Genomic DNA, 17,260 nt, shown 5'->3' with positions numbered 1-17,260 from the left:
CGGGCGCGCAGAAAGCCCGCCCCGGCTGGGCATCGTGGTGCACAAGGCCGCGGTGCGTGAGGCCGGCAAACACGGCCACACGTGGCGCTCTCCGATCTGGCGTCACCCCGACCGCTCCTTCGCAGAATGGTGACCGGCGTGCAACCACACGATCTGCTCGACCTCCTCAGGACCAGGCGCCTGCTGGCCATCGTCCGCGGCGACGACCCGGCGGCGGCGCTGCGCAGCATCGACGTCCTCGCCGAAGAGGGGGTGACCCTGATGGAGGTCTCGCTCAGCGGCGCCGACGCGCTGTCGGTCATCCGGAAGGCGGCCTCCACCCTGGGCGCGGGCGTGCACCTCGGCGCCGGGACCGTGCTGACCGCGCGGGACGCCGTCGCGGCCAGGGACGCGGGCGCGACGTTCGCCGTCACCCCTGGGCTCGGCGAAGGAGTGGACGAGGCGCTGCGCCTCGGCCTGCCCGTGCTCGCCGGGGCGATGACCCCCACCGAGGTCATCGCCGCGACCGCGCGGGGCGCCGCCGCCGTCAAGCTCTTCCCCGCCTCCGCGGGAGGGGTCTCCTATCTGCGCGCGCTGCGCGATCCGTTCCCGGCCGTGCCGTTCGTGCCGGTCGGCGGCGTCGGCCTCGACAGTGCCCATACCTATCTGGAGGCCGGCGCCGTCGCGGTCGGCCTCGGCTCGCCGCTGCTGGGCGACGCCCCGCGCGGCGGCGACCTGGACGGCCTACGCCGCCGGGTGAGGACGGCGCTCGACCTGGTGGGTGCTCCATGAGGGCGGACGTCCTGACGATCGGCGAGGCGATGGTCACGGTCCGCTGCGCCGGGCCGCTGCGTCTCGGCGGCGACTCGCGGGTGTCCACCGCCGGCGCGGAGGCCAACGTCGCGATCGCCCTGTCCCGCCTCGGGCACACGGCCCGCTGGACCGGCGCACTCGGGGACGACGAGCCCGGCGAGCTGGTCCTGCGCACGCTGCGGGCCGAGGGCGTGCTGACCGACCATGTCGTGCGGCGTACGGACGCCCCGACCGGCCTGCTGCTGCGGGACGTGGCCGCCGGGGGCCGGGCCCGGGTGCACTACTACCGCAGGGACTCGGCCGCCTCGACGCTGACGTGGGACGAGGTGCGCCCCGCCGTCGACGCGGGCCAGGCGGGCCTGCACCTCACCGGCATCACGCCCGCGCTGGGACCCGCGCCGCTGGAGGCCGTCGCCGCCGCCGCCCGGCAGGCGCACCGGTCCGGCGCCTGGGTGAGCCTCGATGTCAACCACCGTTCCCTGCTGTGGTCCCGGGAGGCGGCCGCGCGGGCGCTGCGCCCGCTGCTGCCGTACGTCACGGTGCTGATCGCGTCCGACGACGAGCTGGACCTGGTGGTGGACGGCGACGGCGAACGCGACCGCGTGGCGGCTCTGCTGGACGCCGGTGTCGAGGAGGTCGTCGTCAAGCGCGGCGCGGCGGGCGCGAGCTACCACGACGCGCGGACCTCGTTCGACGTCCCGGCTCGAAGGGTGCCCGTGGTGGACGTCGTCGGCGCGGGCGACGCGTTCACCGCCGGATATCTGTCCGGGCGGCTCGACGGGCTCGACGCGTACGGCCGGCTCGAACGGGCCACCCTGCTCGGCGCGGCCTCCGTGGCCTGCGCCGGCGACTGGGAGGGGCTGCCCACCCGGGCCGAACTGCCCTCACTGGACCTGCCGGAGGGGGAGACGCTGCGGTGACATCGCCGGGGGGCAGCCGCCGTCCCGTCCCGCTACCCGGAGTAGACCTCCAGCTCGCCGATCTGGGCGGCGGGCCAGCCGGTGTTGCCGGTGACGGTGATCCGCACATACCTTGCCGAGGCCGGCGGCAGGTTGATCGTCACCGCGTTGCCCGACGCCGGGTCGAAGGTGTAGCCGCCCGGCCCGGCGACCGTGGTGAACGACGACCCGTTGGTGCCGGTCTGCACCGACAACGTCTGCGTACGCCTCTCCCACGCCGCGGACGGCGGCAGCTTCAGCACCACCCGCCCGACCGTCACGGCCGCCCCGAGGTCGACCTGCACCCACTGCGGGAACGCGTTGTTCGGGCTCTCCCAATAGCTGTTCGCGTCACCGTCCACCGCGTTGCCGCTGCCGTAGTTCTGCGTGTGCCCGCTCTCCGACGTCGCCTTCCCCCGCGCGAGGTTCGTGTTCTGCGCCGCGTCGGTCGTCACCGACACGGTGTTCGAGGCGGGTGAGACGTTGCCCGCCGCGTCCCGCGCCGCGACCGTGAACGTGTACGCGGTCGCCGGGCTGAGCCCGGTCACCGTGTGCGCGGTGCCCTGGACGGTGGCCGCGACCGTGCTCCCCCGGCGGACCTCGTAGCCGGTCACCCCGGTGTCGTCGGTCGCGGCCGACCACGACAGCGAGACGCTGGTGGCGGTCTTCGCGGTCACGATGAGATCGCCCGGCGCGGTGGGGGCCTTCGTGTCGCCGCTCCCCGCCGTGCCGTACACCTCGAACTCGCCGATCTGGGCGGCGGGCCAGCCGGTGTTGCCGGTGACGGTGATCCGCACGTACCGCGCGGAGGTGGACGGCAGGTTGATCGTCACCGTGTTGCCGGACGCGGGATCGAACGTGTAGCCGCCGGGACCGGCGATCGTGCTGAACGACGAGCCGTTCGTGCTCGCCTGCACCGACAACGTCTGCGTACGCGCCGCCCACGCCGCGGACGGCGGCAGCTTCAGCACCACCCGCCCGACCGTCGCGGCCGCCCCGAGGTCGACCTGCACCCACTGCGGGAACGCGTTGTTCGGGCTCTCCCAGTAGCTGTTCGCGTCGCCGTCCACCGCGTTGCCGGAGGCGAAGGTCTGGGTGTGCCCGCTCTCCGATGTCGCCTTCCCGCGTGCCAGGTTGGCGTCGCCTCCGCCGTTCACGACGGGCGGCGTCGGGCGTACGGAGGTGAGCGCGATCTGACCCTTGAGCATCCGGCCGCCGTCGCGGGTGAGCCGCAGATAGTAGTCCGACGAGCAGACCGTGCCGTCCTCGTCCAGCCCGAGGAGACCGGAGCCCACCGGGATCATCGAGGCGTTCTCGGCGGTCTTGGCGATCTGGTTGCCCTCGTTGAACTCGTCGAACATCGAGATGTAGATGCCCTGGGCTCCGGCGCGGACCATGTTGTAGAACTGCCGCCACATGAAGTCGCCGTGCGCGCGCTGCCGCGACTTCACGTCCCCCGGCAGCACGCAGGGCTGGTAGTCGATGCCGTGGGCGTCGCAGTACGCCTGGTCGGGGACGTTGAGATTGGTGTAGAACCGGTCGGAGTCGGCCGCGTTGCCGATCCGCCCGACCATCCACGGCGAGAGCATGTTCAGGGCGTTGAAGACGTCGATGAACCCCGGCCGGCAGTCCTCCACGCCCGTACGCCAGTAGGTGGGCACTCCGCCCATCACGTAACAGCCCTGGGCCTTGAACCAGTTGACCACGTCGAGGCAGGCCGCCGGGTCGGACGGGTGTTTGTCCTCGTTGAACCCGAAACCCCAGATGCCCACGACCGGCTTGCCGTTCTGGCGGGCGTACGCCGGGGAGGCCGTCAGGGCCGACATCTTGGTCGTCCAGTCGGTCTTGATCTCCGGGTGGAAGTTCGTCCAGCCGGACACGTCGTACATGACGTAGAACTTGCGGCCGTACGCCTCGGCGGCGGCGCGCACCTTGGCGGCCATCGCGTCGCGGGTGGCGCCCTCGCCGCCGTTCGGGTTGAAGCGCTGCAGGGCGGCCGTGTCGATCTCGTTGTCCCGCATCCAGCGGAAGTGGGTGTCCACGGTCTGCTGGTCGTACGACGAGAAGAGCGTGGCGGGCTGCCCGTTGCCGAGGTTGCCGTACGCGGTCGGGTAGGCGTGGGTGAACTCCCGCATGTCGGGCCAGGCCACGATGGCGGTGTTGCCGGGGGAGGGCGCCTGCGACCAGTTCTGGCTCCAGTGCCACCAGCCGTTGATGGGGGCCCCGTCGCCGGGGCAGGCGAACCAGCCCTGGTAGCCGACCGTGATCTTGCCCACCACGTCGCCCGGGCCGCTCGCCGCGCTCGCGGCGGCGGTCAGCGCGGACACCAGCTGACTGGACGACACCGCGGCCAAAGCGGAGCCGGAGACGACGGACGTGATGAACGTACGGCGAGAGAACGGCACGTGCACTCCTCTGCTGGCAGGTCTGCTGGGCAGCGTTCGCTGACCGCGCCGTCCTTCCGGAGAGCTCCGGGGACGCCAGGAGGCACGGAGCGGCCCGGGCCGTTTCCGTCCGGCGGACCGCTTGCCGTAATGGTTACCGCGTCCGACTTCTTCGTGCAATAGGCCAAAATCTTGCGGCTGTTTGCGCTGGAAATCGCAGGCGTCTTGCGTGCAGTTGCGCTCGGCCCCCAGCCCCGGCCTGCGGAAAACCGCAGGAGGGAACGGAAACGCGCATCATTCCGGGTGCGGGGCGGCCGAGCCTAGCGTTCCCACCCATGAAAGAAGCGTTGATCGACGTGCCGCGCCGGATGATCTCGGCGATCGCGGCCCTGGGGGTGCTGGCAGCGGTGATCATGCTGACCGCCATGTCGGGAAGCACCATGCAGCCGCTCCCCGCGTCGGCCGCCGCCGGACAGTTCAGCGCCGACCGGGCGCTCGCCCACCTGCGGAGGTTCGCGACCGAACCACGTCCCCTCGGCAGCCCGGCCGGGGACCGCGCCCGTGACTACCTGGCCGCCACGCTGCGGGCGGACGGCCTGAAGGTCCAGGTCCACCGGGCCGTCGGAACGTGGTCGTCCGCCGGGCTGGCGACGTTCGGCATGGTGGACGACATCGTGGCCACGCTGCCCGGCACGGACCCGACGGGCACCGTCCTGCTGGCCGCCCACTACGACTCCGCGGCCATGGGACCCGGCGCGTCGGACGACGGCGCGGCCGTCGCCGCCATGCTGGAGGCCGTACGCGCGCTGCGCACCGGCGCCGCCCTCCGCAACGACCTGGTCCTGCTGATCACCGACGGCGAGGAGGACGGCGTGCTCGGCGCCGAGGCCTTCGTCCGCGAGCACCCCCTGGCGCGCGCGGGCGGCGTGCTGCTCAACTTCGAGGCCCGCGGCGTCAGCGGCCCCTCACTGATGTTCGAGACGTCGAGGAACAACGCCGGCCTGGTCGCGACGTACGCGGACGCCGCGCCGCGTCCCCGGGGCGACTCCTCGATGGCGGAGCTGTATCGGCTCCTGCCGAACAACACCGACTTCACTCCCCTGACCAGGGCAGGCTTCACCGGCATGAACTTCGCCTACATCGAGGACTCCGCGAAATACCACACCGCGGGGGACTCGATCGCGAACCTCGACCGCGGGAGCCTGCAGCACCACGGCGCCACGATGCTCGCGCTGGCCCGCGCCTTCGGCGGGGCCGACCTGACCGCGCTGCCCTCGGACCACGACGCAACGTACTTCCGGATCTTCGGAGTCATGGTCACCTATCCGGCGTCCCTGGTGTGGCCGCTCGCGGCGGCCGCCGTCGCGGCGCTCGCCGTGCTGACGATGCTCGCGCGGCGGCGGGGGATCACCAGCGTTCCCCGGGTCGTCGCCGGCGCCGCGTCCGCGATCGTGCCGCTCGTCGCGGCGGTGGCCCTCGCGCAGGGGCTGTGGGCCGCACTGGCGACGTGGCGGCCCGCCTACGACGCCATGGGAGGTCTTCTGCATCGTCCGCTGCCCTACCGGGCCGCCGTCGTGGTCATGGCGATGCCGGCGGTGCTGCTCTGGTATCTGTGGGCGCGCCGCGTGATCGGCCCCGTGGGGGCGGCCGTCGGCGCACTGGCCTGGCCGGCCGGGCTGGGAGTGGTCTGCGCCCAGGTCGCGCCCGGGGCGTCCTTCCTGTTCGCGCTGCCGGCGCTGTCCTGCGCGATCGGCGGGATCGTGGCCGTGCTTCTTCCCCGCTCACCCGGAGCGCGGCCGGGGCAGGTCGTCGCGGCGACCCTCGGGGCGGTCGCGGGCGCGGCGCTGCTGCCCGCCCTGGCCGGGAACGTCTTCGACGGGATGGGCCTCGCGCTCGGCGGGGCCGCGGCGCTGGTGTTCGCCCTCTTCTGCCTCACCCTGCTGCCGATCGCGGACCTGGCGCTGCCCCGGCCCGGGAGCCGGCCGGGCCGCCGCCTCGCCGTCGCCGTGCCGTCGACCGGCGCCGTGCTCGTGCTCGCGCTGACCGCTCTCGGGCTCCACGCGAACAGTCCCGGCGCCGCGGCCCCCCAGCGGACCCATCTGGCGTACGTGCTGGACGCGGACACGCGCACGGCCCACTGGGTCAGCGGGGACGTCGATCCGCCCACGTGGACCCGGCGCTACGTGAGCGGCCACGAGATGCGGACGCTGCCGCCCGGCTACGCCCGGGGGGAGCTGTGGACGGGCCCGGCTCAGGCGATCGACGCCGCCGGCCCTCGGGTGACCGTGCTCTCGCGGGCCGGGGACACCGTCACGCTGCGGGTGGCCGCCGGTCGCGGCGCCCGCTCGGTGACGCTGCGCGTCGACCACCCGATCACCTCGGTGACGGCCGTCGCCGACGGGATGCGGCCGGTCACGGCCGCCGTGACCGGCACCCGCGCCCGCACCTGGCCGGGTGAGATCCGCGTGCGCGGCATCCCGCCCCGGGGCGCTCGGATCACTGTCCGGATCCCGGGCACGCGCACGGCGCGCCTCACCGCGATCGCGGAGAGGGACGGCCTGGCGGCCGTGCCGGGCTTCGTGCCGAGACCCCCGGACCTGGTCGCCTCGACCCGCGAGGACGGCGAACTCGTCGCCGTCACCCGGACCTACGTCATCTGACGAGCTGGAACATCGCGGCCAGTTCCGCGGCCAGTTCCGGGACGCTGCGGGAGCCGTCGACGGGCAGGACCGGCAGCCCGAGTTCGCGGGCCTGGCGTCGCACCTCCTCGTCCCAGAGCCGGTCGCGGGCCAGCCGCGTGGCCAGGGCGGCGGCGTGGTCGCCGTTTCCCCAGTTGGCGTGCGCCCGGGCGGGATCGGCGAACCGGTCGCCCAGCGCACGGGCCCGGAATCCGGGCGCCGGCAGGAGGAAGACGGCGTGCTCCGGCCGGGCGACCAGCGGCGCGACCTCCCTCGGCAGCGTACGGAAATCGTCGACGAGGACGGGCCGGTCGGCGGGCAGGGCGAGCAGGTCGTCGAGGACGAAGCCGAACGTCTCGCCGTGCAGGCTGGGCATGGCGTGGAAGATCTCCTCGGCGGTGCGGCTCGCCCATCTGTCCTCGCGGGGCGTCCGCAGCAACGCCCACAGGTGGGGCTGTCGCTGCGGATCGCACCTGTGGACGTAGCCGGGTTCGGCTCGGTCGCCGTCGTAGACGAGCACGTCGTGCCGTTCGGCCAGGGCACGGGTGACGGTGCTCTTGCCGGCTCCGGTGCCGCCGGCTATCCAGCGGACGTGCGCGAGCCTGCGGCGGAGATCGGCGGTGGAAGGCCGGCGTGTCATGCCCGGCAGTCTCACAAACGCGAGCGGAGCCGGTCCAGGGCCGCGACGACCGTCAGCAGGTGTGCCGGTAGTCCACGGTGGGGAAGTGGGCGGCCCACTCCGCGCGGGTGAGGTCGCGGCCGATCTCCTCGCAGAGCCGTCCCACGAGCGGGCCGGGCCGCAGCTCCCAGCGAATGATCCTGCCGTCCTCGCCGCCCGAGATCAGGTCTCCCTCGGCGGTGAAGGCCAGGCCCCTGATCGGAGCCGTGTGCCCGGTCAGCGTGGCCGCCGGCCGCCTGGTCGCCAGATCCCAGACCAGGATCGTGCGGTCGTCCCCCGCGGACGCGAGCGAACGGCCGTCCCGGCTGAAGGCGAGGGTCTGGACCGGGGCGGTGTGGCCGGTCAGCGTGGCGTACGACGCCCAGGTCCGCGTGTCCCAGAGCTTCACGGTGCGGTCGGCGCCCGCCGTGGCGATCGACCTGCCGTCCGGGCTGAAGGCGACGTCGAGCACGGAGCCCTGCCTGGTCCTGAGAGCGCGCACCTCCCTGTCGCGGGCGAGGTCCCAGACGACCAGGTCGCCGGAGGGACCGGTGGTGGCGAGCAGCCGATCGCGGGGGCTGAAGGCCAGCGCCGAGACGAGGTAGCCGCCGGAGAACGGCACCTCGACCGGCTTTCCCGGATCGCGTATGTCCCAGCGGAACCGTCCGAGCGCGGTGGCGACGAGAAAGCGCCCGTGCGGATCGAAACCGACGTCGGTGGACGCGCCGAGCCCCCGGTACGCCGCCGTGCCGAGCCTCCGTCCGCTGCCGACGTCCCAGAGGGTGAGGGTGTGGCTGCGGGTGACGGTCGCGAGCAGGCGGCCGTCGGGGCTGAAGGCGACGGACCTGACGTGATCGGGGTGGTCGCCCAACGCGGCGATCGGATCGCCGCGCACGTCCCACAGCCGGACGGTCCTGTCGCTGCTCGCCGAGGCCACGAGCCGGCCGTCCGGGCTGATCTCGATGTCGTTCACGGCCTCGTTGTGTCCGCTGAACGGAGGAACGGCGTGCTCACGCACCACGATCGTCCGGCCCAGCCCGGCCGAGGCGAGCATGGAGCCGTCGGCGCTCAGGGCGAGGGCCAGCGTCTCCGTGCGGCTTCTGTCCTGGTAGGTCTCGACCGGCTGCCGTCGTGCCACGTCCCAGATCGTGATCAGGCCGTCCTCGTCGGCCACGGCGATCCGGCCGGCGACCGGAGCGGACATGTCCCAGGTGTACGGCGACCGCTTGGGCAGCCCCGGCAGGCGAGTCACCCGGTCGTGCGCGATCCGCCAGAACCGCACGCCGTAGTGCGACGATCCCGTGGCGAGGATGCCGCCGGCGGGATCGAAGCCCAGCCTGTGGACGTTCACGGCGTCGAGCGCGGCGAGCTTCGCCCCGGAGGCCGCGTCCCACACGAGGGGCTTCTCGGTTCCGCCCGTGGTCGACACCAGGAACGCCTGGTCGGGGCTGAAGGCGAGAGCCACGACCTCCTCCCGGTGTCCCTTGAGGATGCGCCTGCTCCCGTCGCGCAGGTCCCACAGCTCGACCGCGCCCTCGCCCACCCCGACGGCGATCCTCGTGCCGTCGGGGCTCAGCGCCATCGCGTCGGTGAGCCGCTCCCGCTGCCGCTGGAACACGGGGCGGCGGGAGGCCACGTCCCACACGACGACCACACCCCTGCTCGACGCGAGCGCGGCGTCCCTGACCACGGAGGCGAGCAACCTGCCGTCGCGGCTGAACGCCGCCGCCCTGGCGTGGATCTCCCCCGGCCCCGTCGGCATGAGCGGCCCGGGGAAGGAGGCGATGTGGGTGCGGGTCCGCAGGTCCCAGAGGCCGACGGCGCCGTCGGTGCCGGCCGCGGCCAGCCGCGACCCGTCCGGGCTGAACGCCAGCCCGAAGACCGCGGGTCCTTCCACGTTGAGCTCGATGCGGCGGCGCGCCGCGGCGGACACGCTCAGCAGCGCGCCCCGCGTCTCGGGCTCCGGGTCGAGCCGATAGGCCGCGATCGCCAGCAGGCCGGCGAGATCGGGATCGGTGGCGAGAAGCGATCGGGCCTGCAGGGACTGCTGCCGCGACAGGGCGACCAGCTGCTGGTGGCCGGCCTCCCTGCCCTGCCGTACGGCGGCGCCGCCGCCGAGCAGGGCGAGCAGGAAGAGCGCGGCCATCCCGGCCAGCAGGCGTTGCAGCAGCCGGGTGCGGCGCCGCGCCGCGCTGCGCTCGCCGTCCTCCAGCGCGCGGCTGGCCCGCAGGAAGGCGCTTTCGACGTCGTTGAGCTCCTGCGGGTGGTCCTCCGCCCAGGTCCCGGCCACGAGAAGCTGGGCGCCCCGATAGAGGGCGCCCGGGTCGCGGTCCAGCTCCCGCCACGTCTGGGCGGCGTCGGTGAGCCGCCGGTGGACGAGCAGGTTCTCGCGGTCGTCGGTGAGCCAGCGGTGGAGCCGCGGCCAAGCTCTGATCAGCGCCTCGTGCGCCACGTCGACCGTCTCCTCCGCGAGGACGACGAGCCGCGCGGCGGCGAGCCGGTCGAGCACCCGGGTGGTGACGTCGGGGTCGGCCACGCCGACCAGTTCCGTACGGGAGATGGGACGCCTGGTGTCCTCCGTGCCGTCTCCCAGCGCGGTCAGCCGTAGGAAGATCCTGCGGGCGGCCTGCCGCTCCGCAGGGGCGAACTCGCCGAAGACCCGTTCCGCGCTCTGCGCGATGGCCCCGCGTACGCCGCCGGCCGCCTGGTAGGCCGCCAGCGTGAGCCTCGGGCCGGTGGCGTTCCGCCAGGTCTCCAGCAGCGCGTGCGAGACCAGCGGCAGGCTGCCCGGCTCCTCGGCGGCGTCGGCCAGCACCGTGGCCAGCAGGTCGGGGTCCACGGTGAGCCCCGCCCGGGCGGCGGGCCGTACGACGATCTCCTGGAGGTCCGGCGACGACACCGGCCCGACGAGCATCTGGGCCTCGCCGCCGAGCGCCTCGACCAGGGCGGGGTGCTGGGTCAGGTGGGCGAGGAAGTCGGCGCGCACGCCGAGCACGAGGACGACGCGGCGGCCCGCATCCAGTGCGACGCCGAGGAGGGCCTCGACGAACCGGCGGCGCTCCGCGTCGTCGGCGCACAGCGTGAAGATCTCCTCGAACTGGTCCACCACCAGCAGCAGGCGGGTCTGCTGTGCGCCGCCCACTGCGGCGGCCAGTGCGGCGGCCAGCGCATCCGGATCGCGGGCGAGGTCGTCGCGCAGCGCGACCGGGTCGCCGCCCGACGTCTTGGCCACCACGTCGGCCAGCGCGTCCAGCGGGTGGTCCCCCGGCGTCATGAGCAGCCCCCGCCACGGCACCGCGGCGCCGTGCTCGCCGGAGACGGACCCCAGCAGGCCGGCGCGCAGCAGGGACGACTTGCCGCTCCCCGACGCGCCGAACACGCCGACCACGGGAAGCCGGTCGACCAGTTCGCGCAGCCGGTCGACCAGCGAGGAACGGCCGAAGAACCAGTCCGCGTCCTCCGGCTGGAACGCCATCAGGCCCCGATAGGGGCAGTCGTCCGTCCTGCGCCGCTCAGCATCCGGGGGCGGGGCCAGGGCGGGGAGGAGGTCCTCGTCGCCCCGGAGCATGGCCTCGTGCAGACGCTGGAGCACGGGGCCCGGCTCGATGCCGAGCTGGGTATTCAGGACGTCGCGGGTCCTGCGGAAGACCTCCAGCGCCTCGACCTGACGCCCGGACCGATACAGCGCGAGCATGAGATGCCCGTGCAGGTTCTCCCGGTAGGGATGCTCCCTGGTGAGGTCGGCGAGTTCGGCGGCCACCTCGACGTGCCGGCCCAGGGCGAGCTCGGCCTCCGCCAGCCGCTCGTGCACCACGAGCCGCGACTCCTCGAGCCGCCGGGCCTCGTCGGCGACGAGCGCGCAGTCGGCGAACTCCTCGAACGCCGGCCCCCGCCAGAGGTTCAGCGCCGCGCGGAGCCGGTCGCACGCGGATTCGAGGTCTCCCCGGTCCAGGGCCGCGCCTCCCTGAGCGGCGAGGCCGCGAAACCGCGCCGCGTCGAGCGCGTCGGGGATGATCGCGTAGCCGCCCGGCCGTCCAGGCAGGACGCGGGCGCCGTACGCCCGTCGCAACTGGTGGACGTAGAGGTGGATGTTGCGCCGCGCGGACGCGGGCGGCCGGTCGCCCCAGACGGCGGCGATCAGCCAGTCGACGGACACCGGCTGCCCCGCCTTCGACAGCAGCGCGGCCAGGGTGAGCCGGAGTTTCGGCGCTCCGCCGACAGGGACCGGGTGACCATCGCGGGAGACGCTGAGCGGCCCCAGGACGTGAAATTCCACTCAGATTCCGCCTCTGTCGGACACCGGAGTGAAGAATCCAGGATCATCGCCTGATTTGTCAACGTCTCAGTCAGGGCGGCGACGCACCTCCGATCGGGGCTGTCCGCCGGGCGGCGAAGGCGTCTCCACCAGGGGCTATACGCCTCGTATACCGGCACGTCCGATGCTCGGTCCGACCCGATCCCGATTCGGCTCGAAGCCGGCCGGACCACGAAGAGGAGACACGATGACCCCGCGCGAAACGGAGCGCGAATCCCGTTCCGGCGTCTGACGGCGGCCGCAGTCATGGCGTCGGCGTTCCTGGGGACGGTGCTGGTCGCCGGGCCTGCCTCGGCGGAGCCCTACCGCGCCCGCACCCGCAACAACGCCCCTCCGCTGATCTCGCGCTCGGCGGGGTCGCTCGAGCCGCACAGCTCGGAGGGATGGCTCGAGGTGTAGCTGAACCCCAGGGCCAGGTGGGATATCGGCAGGGGCATATCCCTCCTGGCACTCCTCCGACACTCCGACAAAAAGAATTGTCTTGACAGTTGAACTCGTCGGCTGCGAGTCTGGAGTCACGCAAGCGCGAGACAGAGGAGATCCAGATGCGCAAGATCGTCACCAGCTTCTTCATGTCCCTCGACGGCGTCGTCGAGTCGCCCGACCAGTGGCACTTCCCCTACTTCAGCGAGGAGATGGGCGCCGCCGTCGGCGCGCTGATGTCCGAGTCCGACGCGATGATGATGGGCCGGGTCATGTACGAGAGCTGGGCGGCCTACTGGCCCGGCAAGAACGAGGCCGACGACCCCTTCGCGAGCTTCATCAACAACGTCCGCAAGTACGTCGTCTCGTCGACCCTCGACACGGTCGAATGGCAGAACTCCACCCTCGTCACCGGCGACTTCGCCGAGGAGATCACCAAGCTCAAGCGGCAGCCGGGCAAGACGATCGGCATCAGCGGCAGCACGAACCTCGTCCGCTCGCTGATGCGGCACAACCTGCTCGACGAGCTCCGCCTGCTGGTCCACCCCATCGTGGTGGGCAAGGGCCAGCGCCTGTTCGAGGACGGCCTGGAGATCCCGATGACGCTCACGTCCTCGGAGACCTTCCCGACGGGTGTGCTGTCCCTCGCCTACCAGCCCGTCTCCGGCCAGACCACGGGGAAGTGACCGCCGGGGCCGGAGAAGCGCCGGCCGGTCGCGCGTTCCGAGCACGCCGCGCGTACGCGGACGCGCGGCCGGAGCGTGGGTAGTATCCGGCCACGTGACCGAAGCGCAGCCCGTGATCCGGCAGGTCTCCTCCCGGATCGTCTACAGCAACCCGTGGATGACGGTCCGAGAGGACGCGATCGAGCACCCGGACGGCTCTCCCGGCCTGTACGGATACGTGGTCAAGCCCGACTTCGTGCTGATCGTGCCGGAAGAGGACGACGGCTTCCACATCGTGGAGGAGTACCGCTACCCGATCGGCCGCCGCTCATGGAGTTTCCCCCAGGGGTCGGCCGAGGCGGACACCCGTGAGGACGAGGCCCGGCGCGAGCTGGTCGAGGAGACCGGGCTCCGGGCCGCCGCGCTGCGTTATCTCGGGCGCATGGACAACGCCCACGGGATGACCGGCCAGGGGCTGCACGTCTACGTGGCCACCGGTCTCACCGGAGGCGACCCCCACCGCGAGCACACCGAGCAGGACATGCGCCAGCGGTGGGTGCACCGCACCGAGTTCGAACGGATGATCCTCGACGGCTCCGTCAGCGACTCGTCGTCCGTCGCCGCCTACCTGCTCTGGCGGCTCCGCCGAGCGTGACCCCCTCGTCGATCCGACCGGCCGTACGGCCGTGTCGTTTCCGTACAAGACCCGCGCGGGCGTCACGGCCTAACCTCTCATTTCGCAGCCACCGTCATACGACACAAGGAGCGGAGCACATGGCCAGGATCGTCGCGAACTTCTTCATCTCGCTCGACGGCGTCGTCGAGTCGCCCGACCAGTGGCACTTCCCCTACTGGAACGACGAGATGGGCGCCGTGGTCCAGGCGGGCATGCAGAACTCGGCCGGGATGCTGATGGGCCGCAAGCTGTACGAGGAGTGGTCCGCCTACTGGACGACGACGGACCAGGACCCCGAGATCGCCGAGGCCTTCAACAACGCCCCCAAGTACGTCGTGTCGGGCACCTTGGAGAAGGCGGACTGGAACAACACCACCGTCGTCAACGGTGACGTCGCGGCCAGGCTGCGCGAGCTCAAGGAGCGGACCCAGGGCGGCGACCTCCAGATGTCCGGCAGCGCGACGACCGTGCGGTGGCTTCTCGCCAACGGGCTGCTCGACGAGCTGAACCTGCTCGTCCACCCGATCGTCGTCGGCCGCGGGCAGCGGCTGTTCGAGGACACCCCGACGCACAAGCTGAAGCTGGTGAAGTCCGAGACGTTCAAGACCGGTGTGCTCAACCTGAGCTACGTCCCGGACGCCGGCTGACGGCGCGCGTCAGAGGTAGTAGCCCTCGACGGGCACCCGCGCCTCGTCGAAGAGCGCCGGCCCCTCCTGCCGGAAGGACGACGGGCCGGCCGCCGGCGGCTTGAGCGTGCCGAGCTGGTCGCCGGAGAGCGCGAAGACGACGCGGCCGAGTCCGGAGCGCTCGATGGCGCCCGTGCACATGCCGCACGGCTGGCAGCTCGTGTACATGGTGGTGCCGGCCGCGGCGGCCGGGTCGAGCTCGCGGGCGGCCCAGCGCGCCAGCTTCAGCTCGGGATGAGCGGTGATGTCGGCCTCGGTGAGCGAGGTGTTGCGCTCCTCGGCGAGCACGTCGCCGTCCGGGCCCACCAGCAGGGAGCCGAACGGCGGGTTGCCGCCCGCCCGGGCCTCGGCGGCCAGCTCGATCGCCCTGCGGAGGAACTTCTCGTCGTCGGGTGTCATGAATGCTCCTTCGTGTACGCGGCGGCCACCGTCTCGAGCATGTGCCACGCCGCCTCCGGATGGTTCGTCTCATCGGGGTCTCCCCCGAAGGGGTCGAGCAGGACGGTCTCGGCGCCCAGGAGGCGCAGCCGTTCCAGGTCGTCCATCACCTGGTCGAGGGTGCCCTCGCCGGCCCGGCGTCCCTCGCCCGTCACCGGGGCGCCGGTGAGCCGCAGCAGGATGCGTGGGGCGAGCACGGGTGCGGGCCGCCCCAGGCTCTCCGCGACGGCGGCCAGTTTGTCCACCCGCTCGCCCAGCCACGGGAGGGTGAAGCGCAGGGGATGCCACGCGTCGCCCAGGAGCACCGCCCTGCGGAGAGCGGTGTCGCTGCCGCCGCCGACCCAGATCGGCACGTGCCCGGCCCGGTAGTCCTCCTCGTCCTGCCAGGCCCGGCGTATCGCCCGCAGGTGCTCGTCGGTCAGCGCCCCTCGCCGCTCGTACGGCACGCCCAGCGCCTCGAACTCCTGCCGGGCCCAGCCCACGCCCACGCCGAGGACCAGCCGTCCCCCGCTCAGCTCCTGGAGGTTGGCCGCCATCCGGGCGGTCAGCAGCGGGTGCCGATAGGGCACGATCAGCACGGTGGTGCCCAGTCTGATCCTCGTGGTGATCCCGGCGAGCCAGGACAGCGTGGTGAAGGGCTCGTAGAACGGCGCGGGATACTGCTCGGCCACGTCGGGGGTCACCACGACGTGGTCGGAGACCATGAGCAGGTCGAACCCGAGCCCCTCCACCGTCTCGGCCCAGCCGCGCAGCACGTCCGGACGGGTGCCCGGCCCGAAGTTCGGGACGTTGACGCCTAGTTTCACCGGACCAGAGTATTCAGGCGATCAGGCCGCCGGGAAGAAAGAAGTCCCTGCTTACACGCGGTCAGGCCGTGGATTCCCCGGTATATTCGGCCGATGGCCGAGAGTCTTGACACGACGGACTGGTCCATCCTGGCCGAGCTGCAGCGCGACGGCCGCGTGCCGCTCACCGAGCTGGCCCGGCGGGTGAGCCTCAGCGCCTCCGCGACGACCGAGCGGGTGCGGCGCCTGGAGGCGGCCGGCGTCATCAGCGGCTACCGCGCGGTGGTCGACCTGGGAAAGGTCGGATACGCCGTGCTCGCCGTGGTGCGGCTGAAGTATCCGGGCAGCCGGCACGAGCCGCTGCACCGGCTGCTCGGCGAGCGTACGGAGATCCTGGAGTGCCTGCGCACCACCGGCGACGACTGTTACACGCTCAAGATCACCGCGACCTCTATGGCCCACCTGGAGAAGGTGGTGGACGAGCTCGCCCGGTTCGGCAGCACCACCACCAACATCGTCTACAGCGAGACGCTCCCCTTCCGCGGGCCGCACGCCCCCGTGCCGTCGAACGGGTAGGCGAGGCCCCGAGCCACGACCGGCGGCGCTCAGGACGAGACCGCGACGGGACGGCCGAAGGTCAGTGGGTCGTCGAGACGGTCCACCACGAAGGCGGCCAGATCGGCGCGGGAGGTCCGGTTGCCGACGCGCCCTGTCGCGCCGATCGAGACGCGCGGGCGGCCCGTCCCCGGCCGGTCGGTCAGCCCGGTCGGCCGCACCGCCGTCCATCTGAGGCCGCCGGCGGCGAGCAGTTCTTCCATCCGGGCCATGTCGGCGTACGTATGCCGCATCAGCCGATGCAGGACACGGCCGAGCAGCCGGGCGCCCGGCCCGGCGTCGGCCGGGACCGCGAGACCGGCGGACGAGATCACCACGAGCCGGGCGTCCGGCGGCAGCGCCGCGACGATCGCGGCCGTCCCCGCCGAGTAGACGGTGGTGGGCCCGCGCCCGGTGGAGCCGAGCGCGGAGACCACGACGCGTAGTCCGGCGAGGGCGTCACGGAGCGCGCCGGGATCGAGCACGTCGGCGGCGCGGCGGACGAGGCGCGGGTGGTCGAGGTCGAGGTTCTCGGGGCGGCGGGCGACGGCGGTCACGTGGTGACCGGCCGCCAGGGCGCGCTCCACGACGAGGCGGCCGGTGCGGCCGCCGGCGCCGACGACGGCGAGTCGGGTCATGGGGGTCCTCCGGTGCGGCGGGCTTCGGCGGGCTTCGATGGTGGTCAGGCCGCGGGCTTGGTGGCGGGCTTGGTGGCGGGCTGGGCCTTGAAGGAGATGGCCTCCATGAGGGCCTTGTGCTTGGTGTTCTGGAAGGCGGCCACCTTCCAGTCGCCGTCCGCCTGGCGCACCAGCGTGTAGGTCTGGATCTTGCCGAGCTTGCCGGGCCTGCCCTTGTGGACGTCGCCGCGGGTGACGACCAGGGCGGTGTCCGGGCCGGCGAAGCGGATGCCGACGATCTCGCAGGCGAGCCGGGTGCCCTTGAGGAAGCTTTCGAACAGGGCCTGGTGGGCGGTGCCGATCTCGGTGCCGCCCACGTAGAGCGTGCCGACGTAGGTGATGTAGGTGGCGTCGGCGGTGAACTCCGCGCCGTAGGCGGCACCGTTCCCCGCGTTCCAGGCGGTGGTGAGGCGATCCAGGACGGCGGTGACAGCGGCGACGTCGGCGGTGGAGGCGGGGGTGGTGGGGGTGGTGGAGGCGTCCATGGCATATGCCCTCTCGTGATAGCTTCTTTGAAGCATTTGCTTCTTGAAAGATTTCTCTTCTCTGAA

General features: G+C 72.6%; 15 protein-coding genes. 7 read left to right on the top strand and 8 right to left on the bottom strand.

Going from position 1 to position 17,260, the window contains the following annotated elements; all coding sequences use genetic code 11:
* Positions 1-138: 138 nt before the first annotated feature.
* Both ABZ860_RS00150 and ABZ860_RS00145 read left to right on the top strand, forming a co-directional pair.
* Positions 139-771 carry a bifunctional 4-hydroxy-2-oxoglutarate aldolase/2-dehydro-3-deoxy-phosphogluconate aldolase gene (locus ABZ860_RS00150; protein WP_357212804.1) on the top strand — a complete coding sequence of 211 codons (633 nt, stop codon included), beginning with the start codon at positions 139-141 and terminating at the stop codon, positions 769-771.
* Positions 768-1,712, top strand: coding sequence for a sugar kinase (locus ABZ860_RS00145; protein ID WP_357212801.1), 945 nt, complete (start codon positions 768-770; stop codon positions 1,710-1,712). Before ABZ860_RS00150 ends, ABZ860_RS00145 begins: the two co-directional genes overlap by 4 nt.
* Before the next feature lie 32 nt (positions 1,713-1,744).
* Here the strand turns inward: ABZ860_RS00145 and ABZ860_RS00140 are convergent, their stop codons facing one another.
* On the bottom strand, positions 1,745-4,135 hold the full coding sequence (locus tag ABZ860_RS00140) for a discoidin domain-containing protein (protein WP_357212798.1): 2,391 nt from the start codon (positions 4,133-4,135) through the stop codon (positions 1,745-1,747).
* A gap of 314 nt (positions 4,136-4,449) precedes the next feature.
* Between ABZ860_RS00140 and ABZ860_RS00135 the strand changes: the two genes are divergently transcribed.
* Complete coding sequence (locus tag ABZ860_RS00135) at positions 4,450-6,774, top strand: M20/M25/M40 family metallo-hydrolase (RefSeq protein WP_357212795.1); 2,325 nt, start codon at positions 4,450-4,452, stop codon at positions 6,772-6,774.
* Here the strand turns inward: ABZ860_RS00135 and ABZ860_RS00130 are convergent.
* The 3 genes from ABZ860_RS00130 to ABZ860_RS00120 form a co-directional block, all read right to left on the bottom strand.
* Positions 6,767-7,432 carry a hypothetical protein gene (locus ABZ860_RS00130; RefSeq protein ID WP_357212792.1) on the bottom strand — a complete coding sequence of 222 codons (666 nt, stop codon included), beginning with the start codon at positions 7,430-7,432 and terminating at the stop codon, positions 6,767-6,769. The genes ABZ860_RS00135 and ABZ860_RS00130 overlap by 8 nt on opposite strands.
* A 52-nt stretch (positions 7,433-7,484) precedes the next feature.
* Entirely contained in the window at positions 7,485-11,726 is a 4,242-nt protein-coding gene (locus ABZ860_RS00125) for a BTAD domain-containing putative transcriptional regulator (RefSeq protein ID WP_357212789.1), read from the bottom strand.
* 341 nt (positions 11,727-12,067) lie between these two features.
* Positions 12,068-12,202, bottom strand: coding sequence for a hypothetical protein (locus tag ABZ860_RS00120; RefSeq protein WP_357212787.1), 135 nt, complete (start codon positions 12,200-12,202; stop codon positions 12,068-12,070).
* A gap of 108 nt (positions 12,203-12,310) precedes the next feature.
* Between ABZ860_RS00120 and ABZ860_RS00115 the strand changes: the two genes are divergently transcribed.
* The 3 genes from ABZ860_RS00115 to ABZ860_RS00105 all read left to right on the top strand — a co-directional run bounded on the left by ABZ860_RS00115 (position 12,311) and on the right by ABZ860_RS00105 (position 14,176).
* The gene (locus ABZ860_RS00115; protein ID WP_357212784.1) at positions 12,311-12,874 is read left to right on the top strand and encodes a dihydrofolate reductase family protein; all 564 of its coding nucleotides are present in this window, start codon (positions 12,311-12,313) and stop codon (positions 12,872-12,874) included.
* Positions 12,875-12,968: 94 nt separating this feature from the next.
* Positions 12,969-13,508 carry an NUDIX hydrolase gene (locus ABZ860_RS00110; RefSeq protein ID WP_357212781.1) on the top strand — a complete coding sequence of 180 codons (540 nt, stop codon included), beginning with the start codon at positions 12,969-12,971 and terminating at the stop codon, positions 13,506-13,508.
* Between the two features lie 119 nt (positions 13,509-13,627).
* Positions 13,628-14,176, top strand: coding sequence for a dihydrofolate reductase family protein (locus ABZ860_RS00105; RefSeq protein WP_357212778.1), 549 nt, complete (start codon positions 13,628-13,630; stop codon positions 14,174-14,176).
* A 9-nt stretch (positions 14,177-14,185) separates the two neighbouring features.
* Here the strand turns inward: ABZ860_RS00105 and ABZ860_RS00100 are convergent, their stop codons facing one another.
* Both ABZ860_RS00100 and ABZ860_RS00095 read right to left on the bottom strand, forming a co-directional pair.
* Positions 14,186-14,614 carry a nucleoside deaminase gene (locus ABZ860_RS00100; RefSeq protein WP_357212776.1) on the bottom strand — a complete coding sequence of 143 codons (429 nt, stop codon included), beginning with the start codon at positions 14,612-14,614 and terminating at the stop codon, positions 14,186-14,188.
* Positions 14,611-15,459: a TIGR03619 family F420-dependent LLM class oxidoreductase gene (locus ABZ860_RS00095; RefSeq protein WP_357212773.1), complete on the bottom strand. Its 849-nt coding sequence runs from the start codon at positions 15,457-15,459 to the stop codon at positions 14,611-14,613. The genes ABZ860_RS00100 and ABZ860_RS00095 overlap by 4 nt, the downstream gene beginning before the upstream one ends.
* 93 nt (positions 15,460-15,552) lie before the next feature.
* Between ABZ860_RS00095 and ABZ860_RS00090 the strand changes: the two genes are divergently transcribed.
* Complete coding sequence (locus ABZ860_RS00090; RefSeq protein ID WP_357212770.1) at positions 15,553-16,014, top strand: Lrp/AsnC family transcriptional regulator; 462 nt, start codon at positions 15,553-15,555, stop codon at positions 16,012-16,014.
* Positions 16,015-16,043: 29 nt separating this feature from the next.
* On the opposite strand, the gene ABZ860_RS00085 is transcribed toward ABZ860_RS00090, so the two are convergent.
* Positions 16,044-16,670, bottom strand: coding sequence for an NAD(P)H-binding protein (locus tag ABZ860_RS00085; protein WP_357212768.1), 627 nt, complete (start codon positions 16,668-16,670; stop codon positions 16,044-16,046).
* A gap of 44 nt (positions 16,671-16,714) precedes the next feature.
* The gene (locus ABZ860_RS00080; protein ID WP_357212766.1) at positions 16,715-17,194 is read right to left on the bottom strand and encodes an SgcJ/EcaC family oxidoreductase; all 480 of its coding nucleotides are present in this window, start codon (positions 17,192-17,194) and stop codon (positions 16,715-16,717) included.
* Positions 17,195-17,260: the final 66 nt, after the last annotated feature.

The organism is Microbispora sp. NPDC046973 (assembly GCF_040644495.1).
Classification (GTDB): Bacteria; Actinomycetota; Actinomycetes; order Streptosporangiales; family Streptosporangiaceae; genus Microbispora.
This window is presented reverse-complemented; position numbering and strand designations above follow the sequence as displayed.

Excerpts from the sequence above, each read along its gene's own strand:
- ABZ860_RS00105 (WP_357212778.1), top strand. The coding sequence starts at position 13,628 with ATGGCCAGGATCGTCGCGAACTTCTTCATCTCGCTCGACGGCGTCGTC.
- ABZ860_RS00130 (WP_357212792.1), bottom strand. The coding sequence starts at position 7,432 with ATGACACGCCGGCCTTCCACCGCCGATCTCCGCCGCAGGCTCGCGCAC.
- ABZ860_RS00115 (WP_357212784.1), top strand. The coding sequence starts at position 12,311 with ATGCGCAAGATCGTCACCAGCTTCTTCATGTCCCTCGACGGCGTCGTC.
- ABZ860_RS00120 (WP_357212787.1), bottom strand. The coding sequence starts at position 12,202 with ATGCCCCTGCCGATATCCCACCTGGCCCTGGGGTTCAGCTACACCTCG.
- ABZ860_RS00135 (WP_357212795.1), top strand. The coding sequence starts at position 4,450 with ATGAAAGAAGCGTTGATCGACGTGCCGCGCCGGATGATCTCGGCGATC.
- ABZ860_RS00100 (WP_357212776.1), bottom strand. The coding sequence starts at position 14,614 with ATGACACCCGACGACGAGAAGTTCCTCCGCAGGGCGATCGAGCTGGCC.
- ABZ860_RS00080 (WP_357212766.1), bottom strand. The coding sequence starts at position 17,194 with ATGGACGCCTCCACCACCCCCACCACCCCCGCCTCCACCGCCGACGTC.
- ABZ860_RS00145 (WP_357212801.1), top strand. The coding sequence starts at position 768 with ATGAGGGCGGACGTCCTGACGATCGGCGAGGCGATGGTCACGGTCCGC.
- ABZ860_RS00085 (WP_357212768.1), bottom strand. The coding sequence starts at position 16,670 with ATGACCCGACTCGCCGTCGTCGGCGCCGGCGGCCGCACCGGCCGCCTC.
- ABZ860_RS00090 (WP_357212770.1), top strand. The coding sequence starts at position 15,553 with ATGGCCGAGAGTCTTGACACGACGGACTGGTCCATCCTGGCCGAGCTG.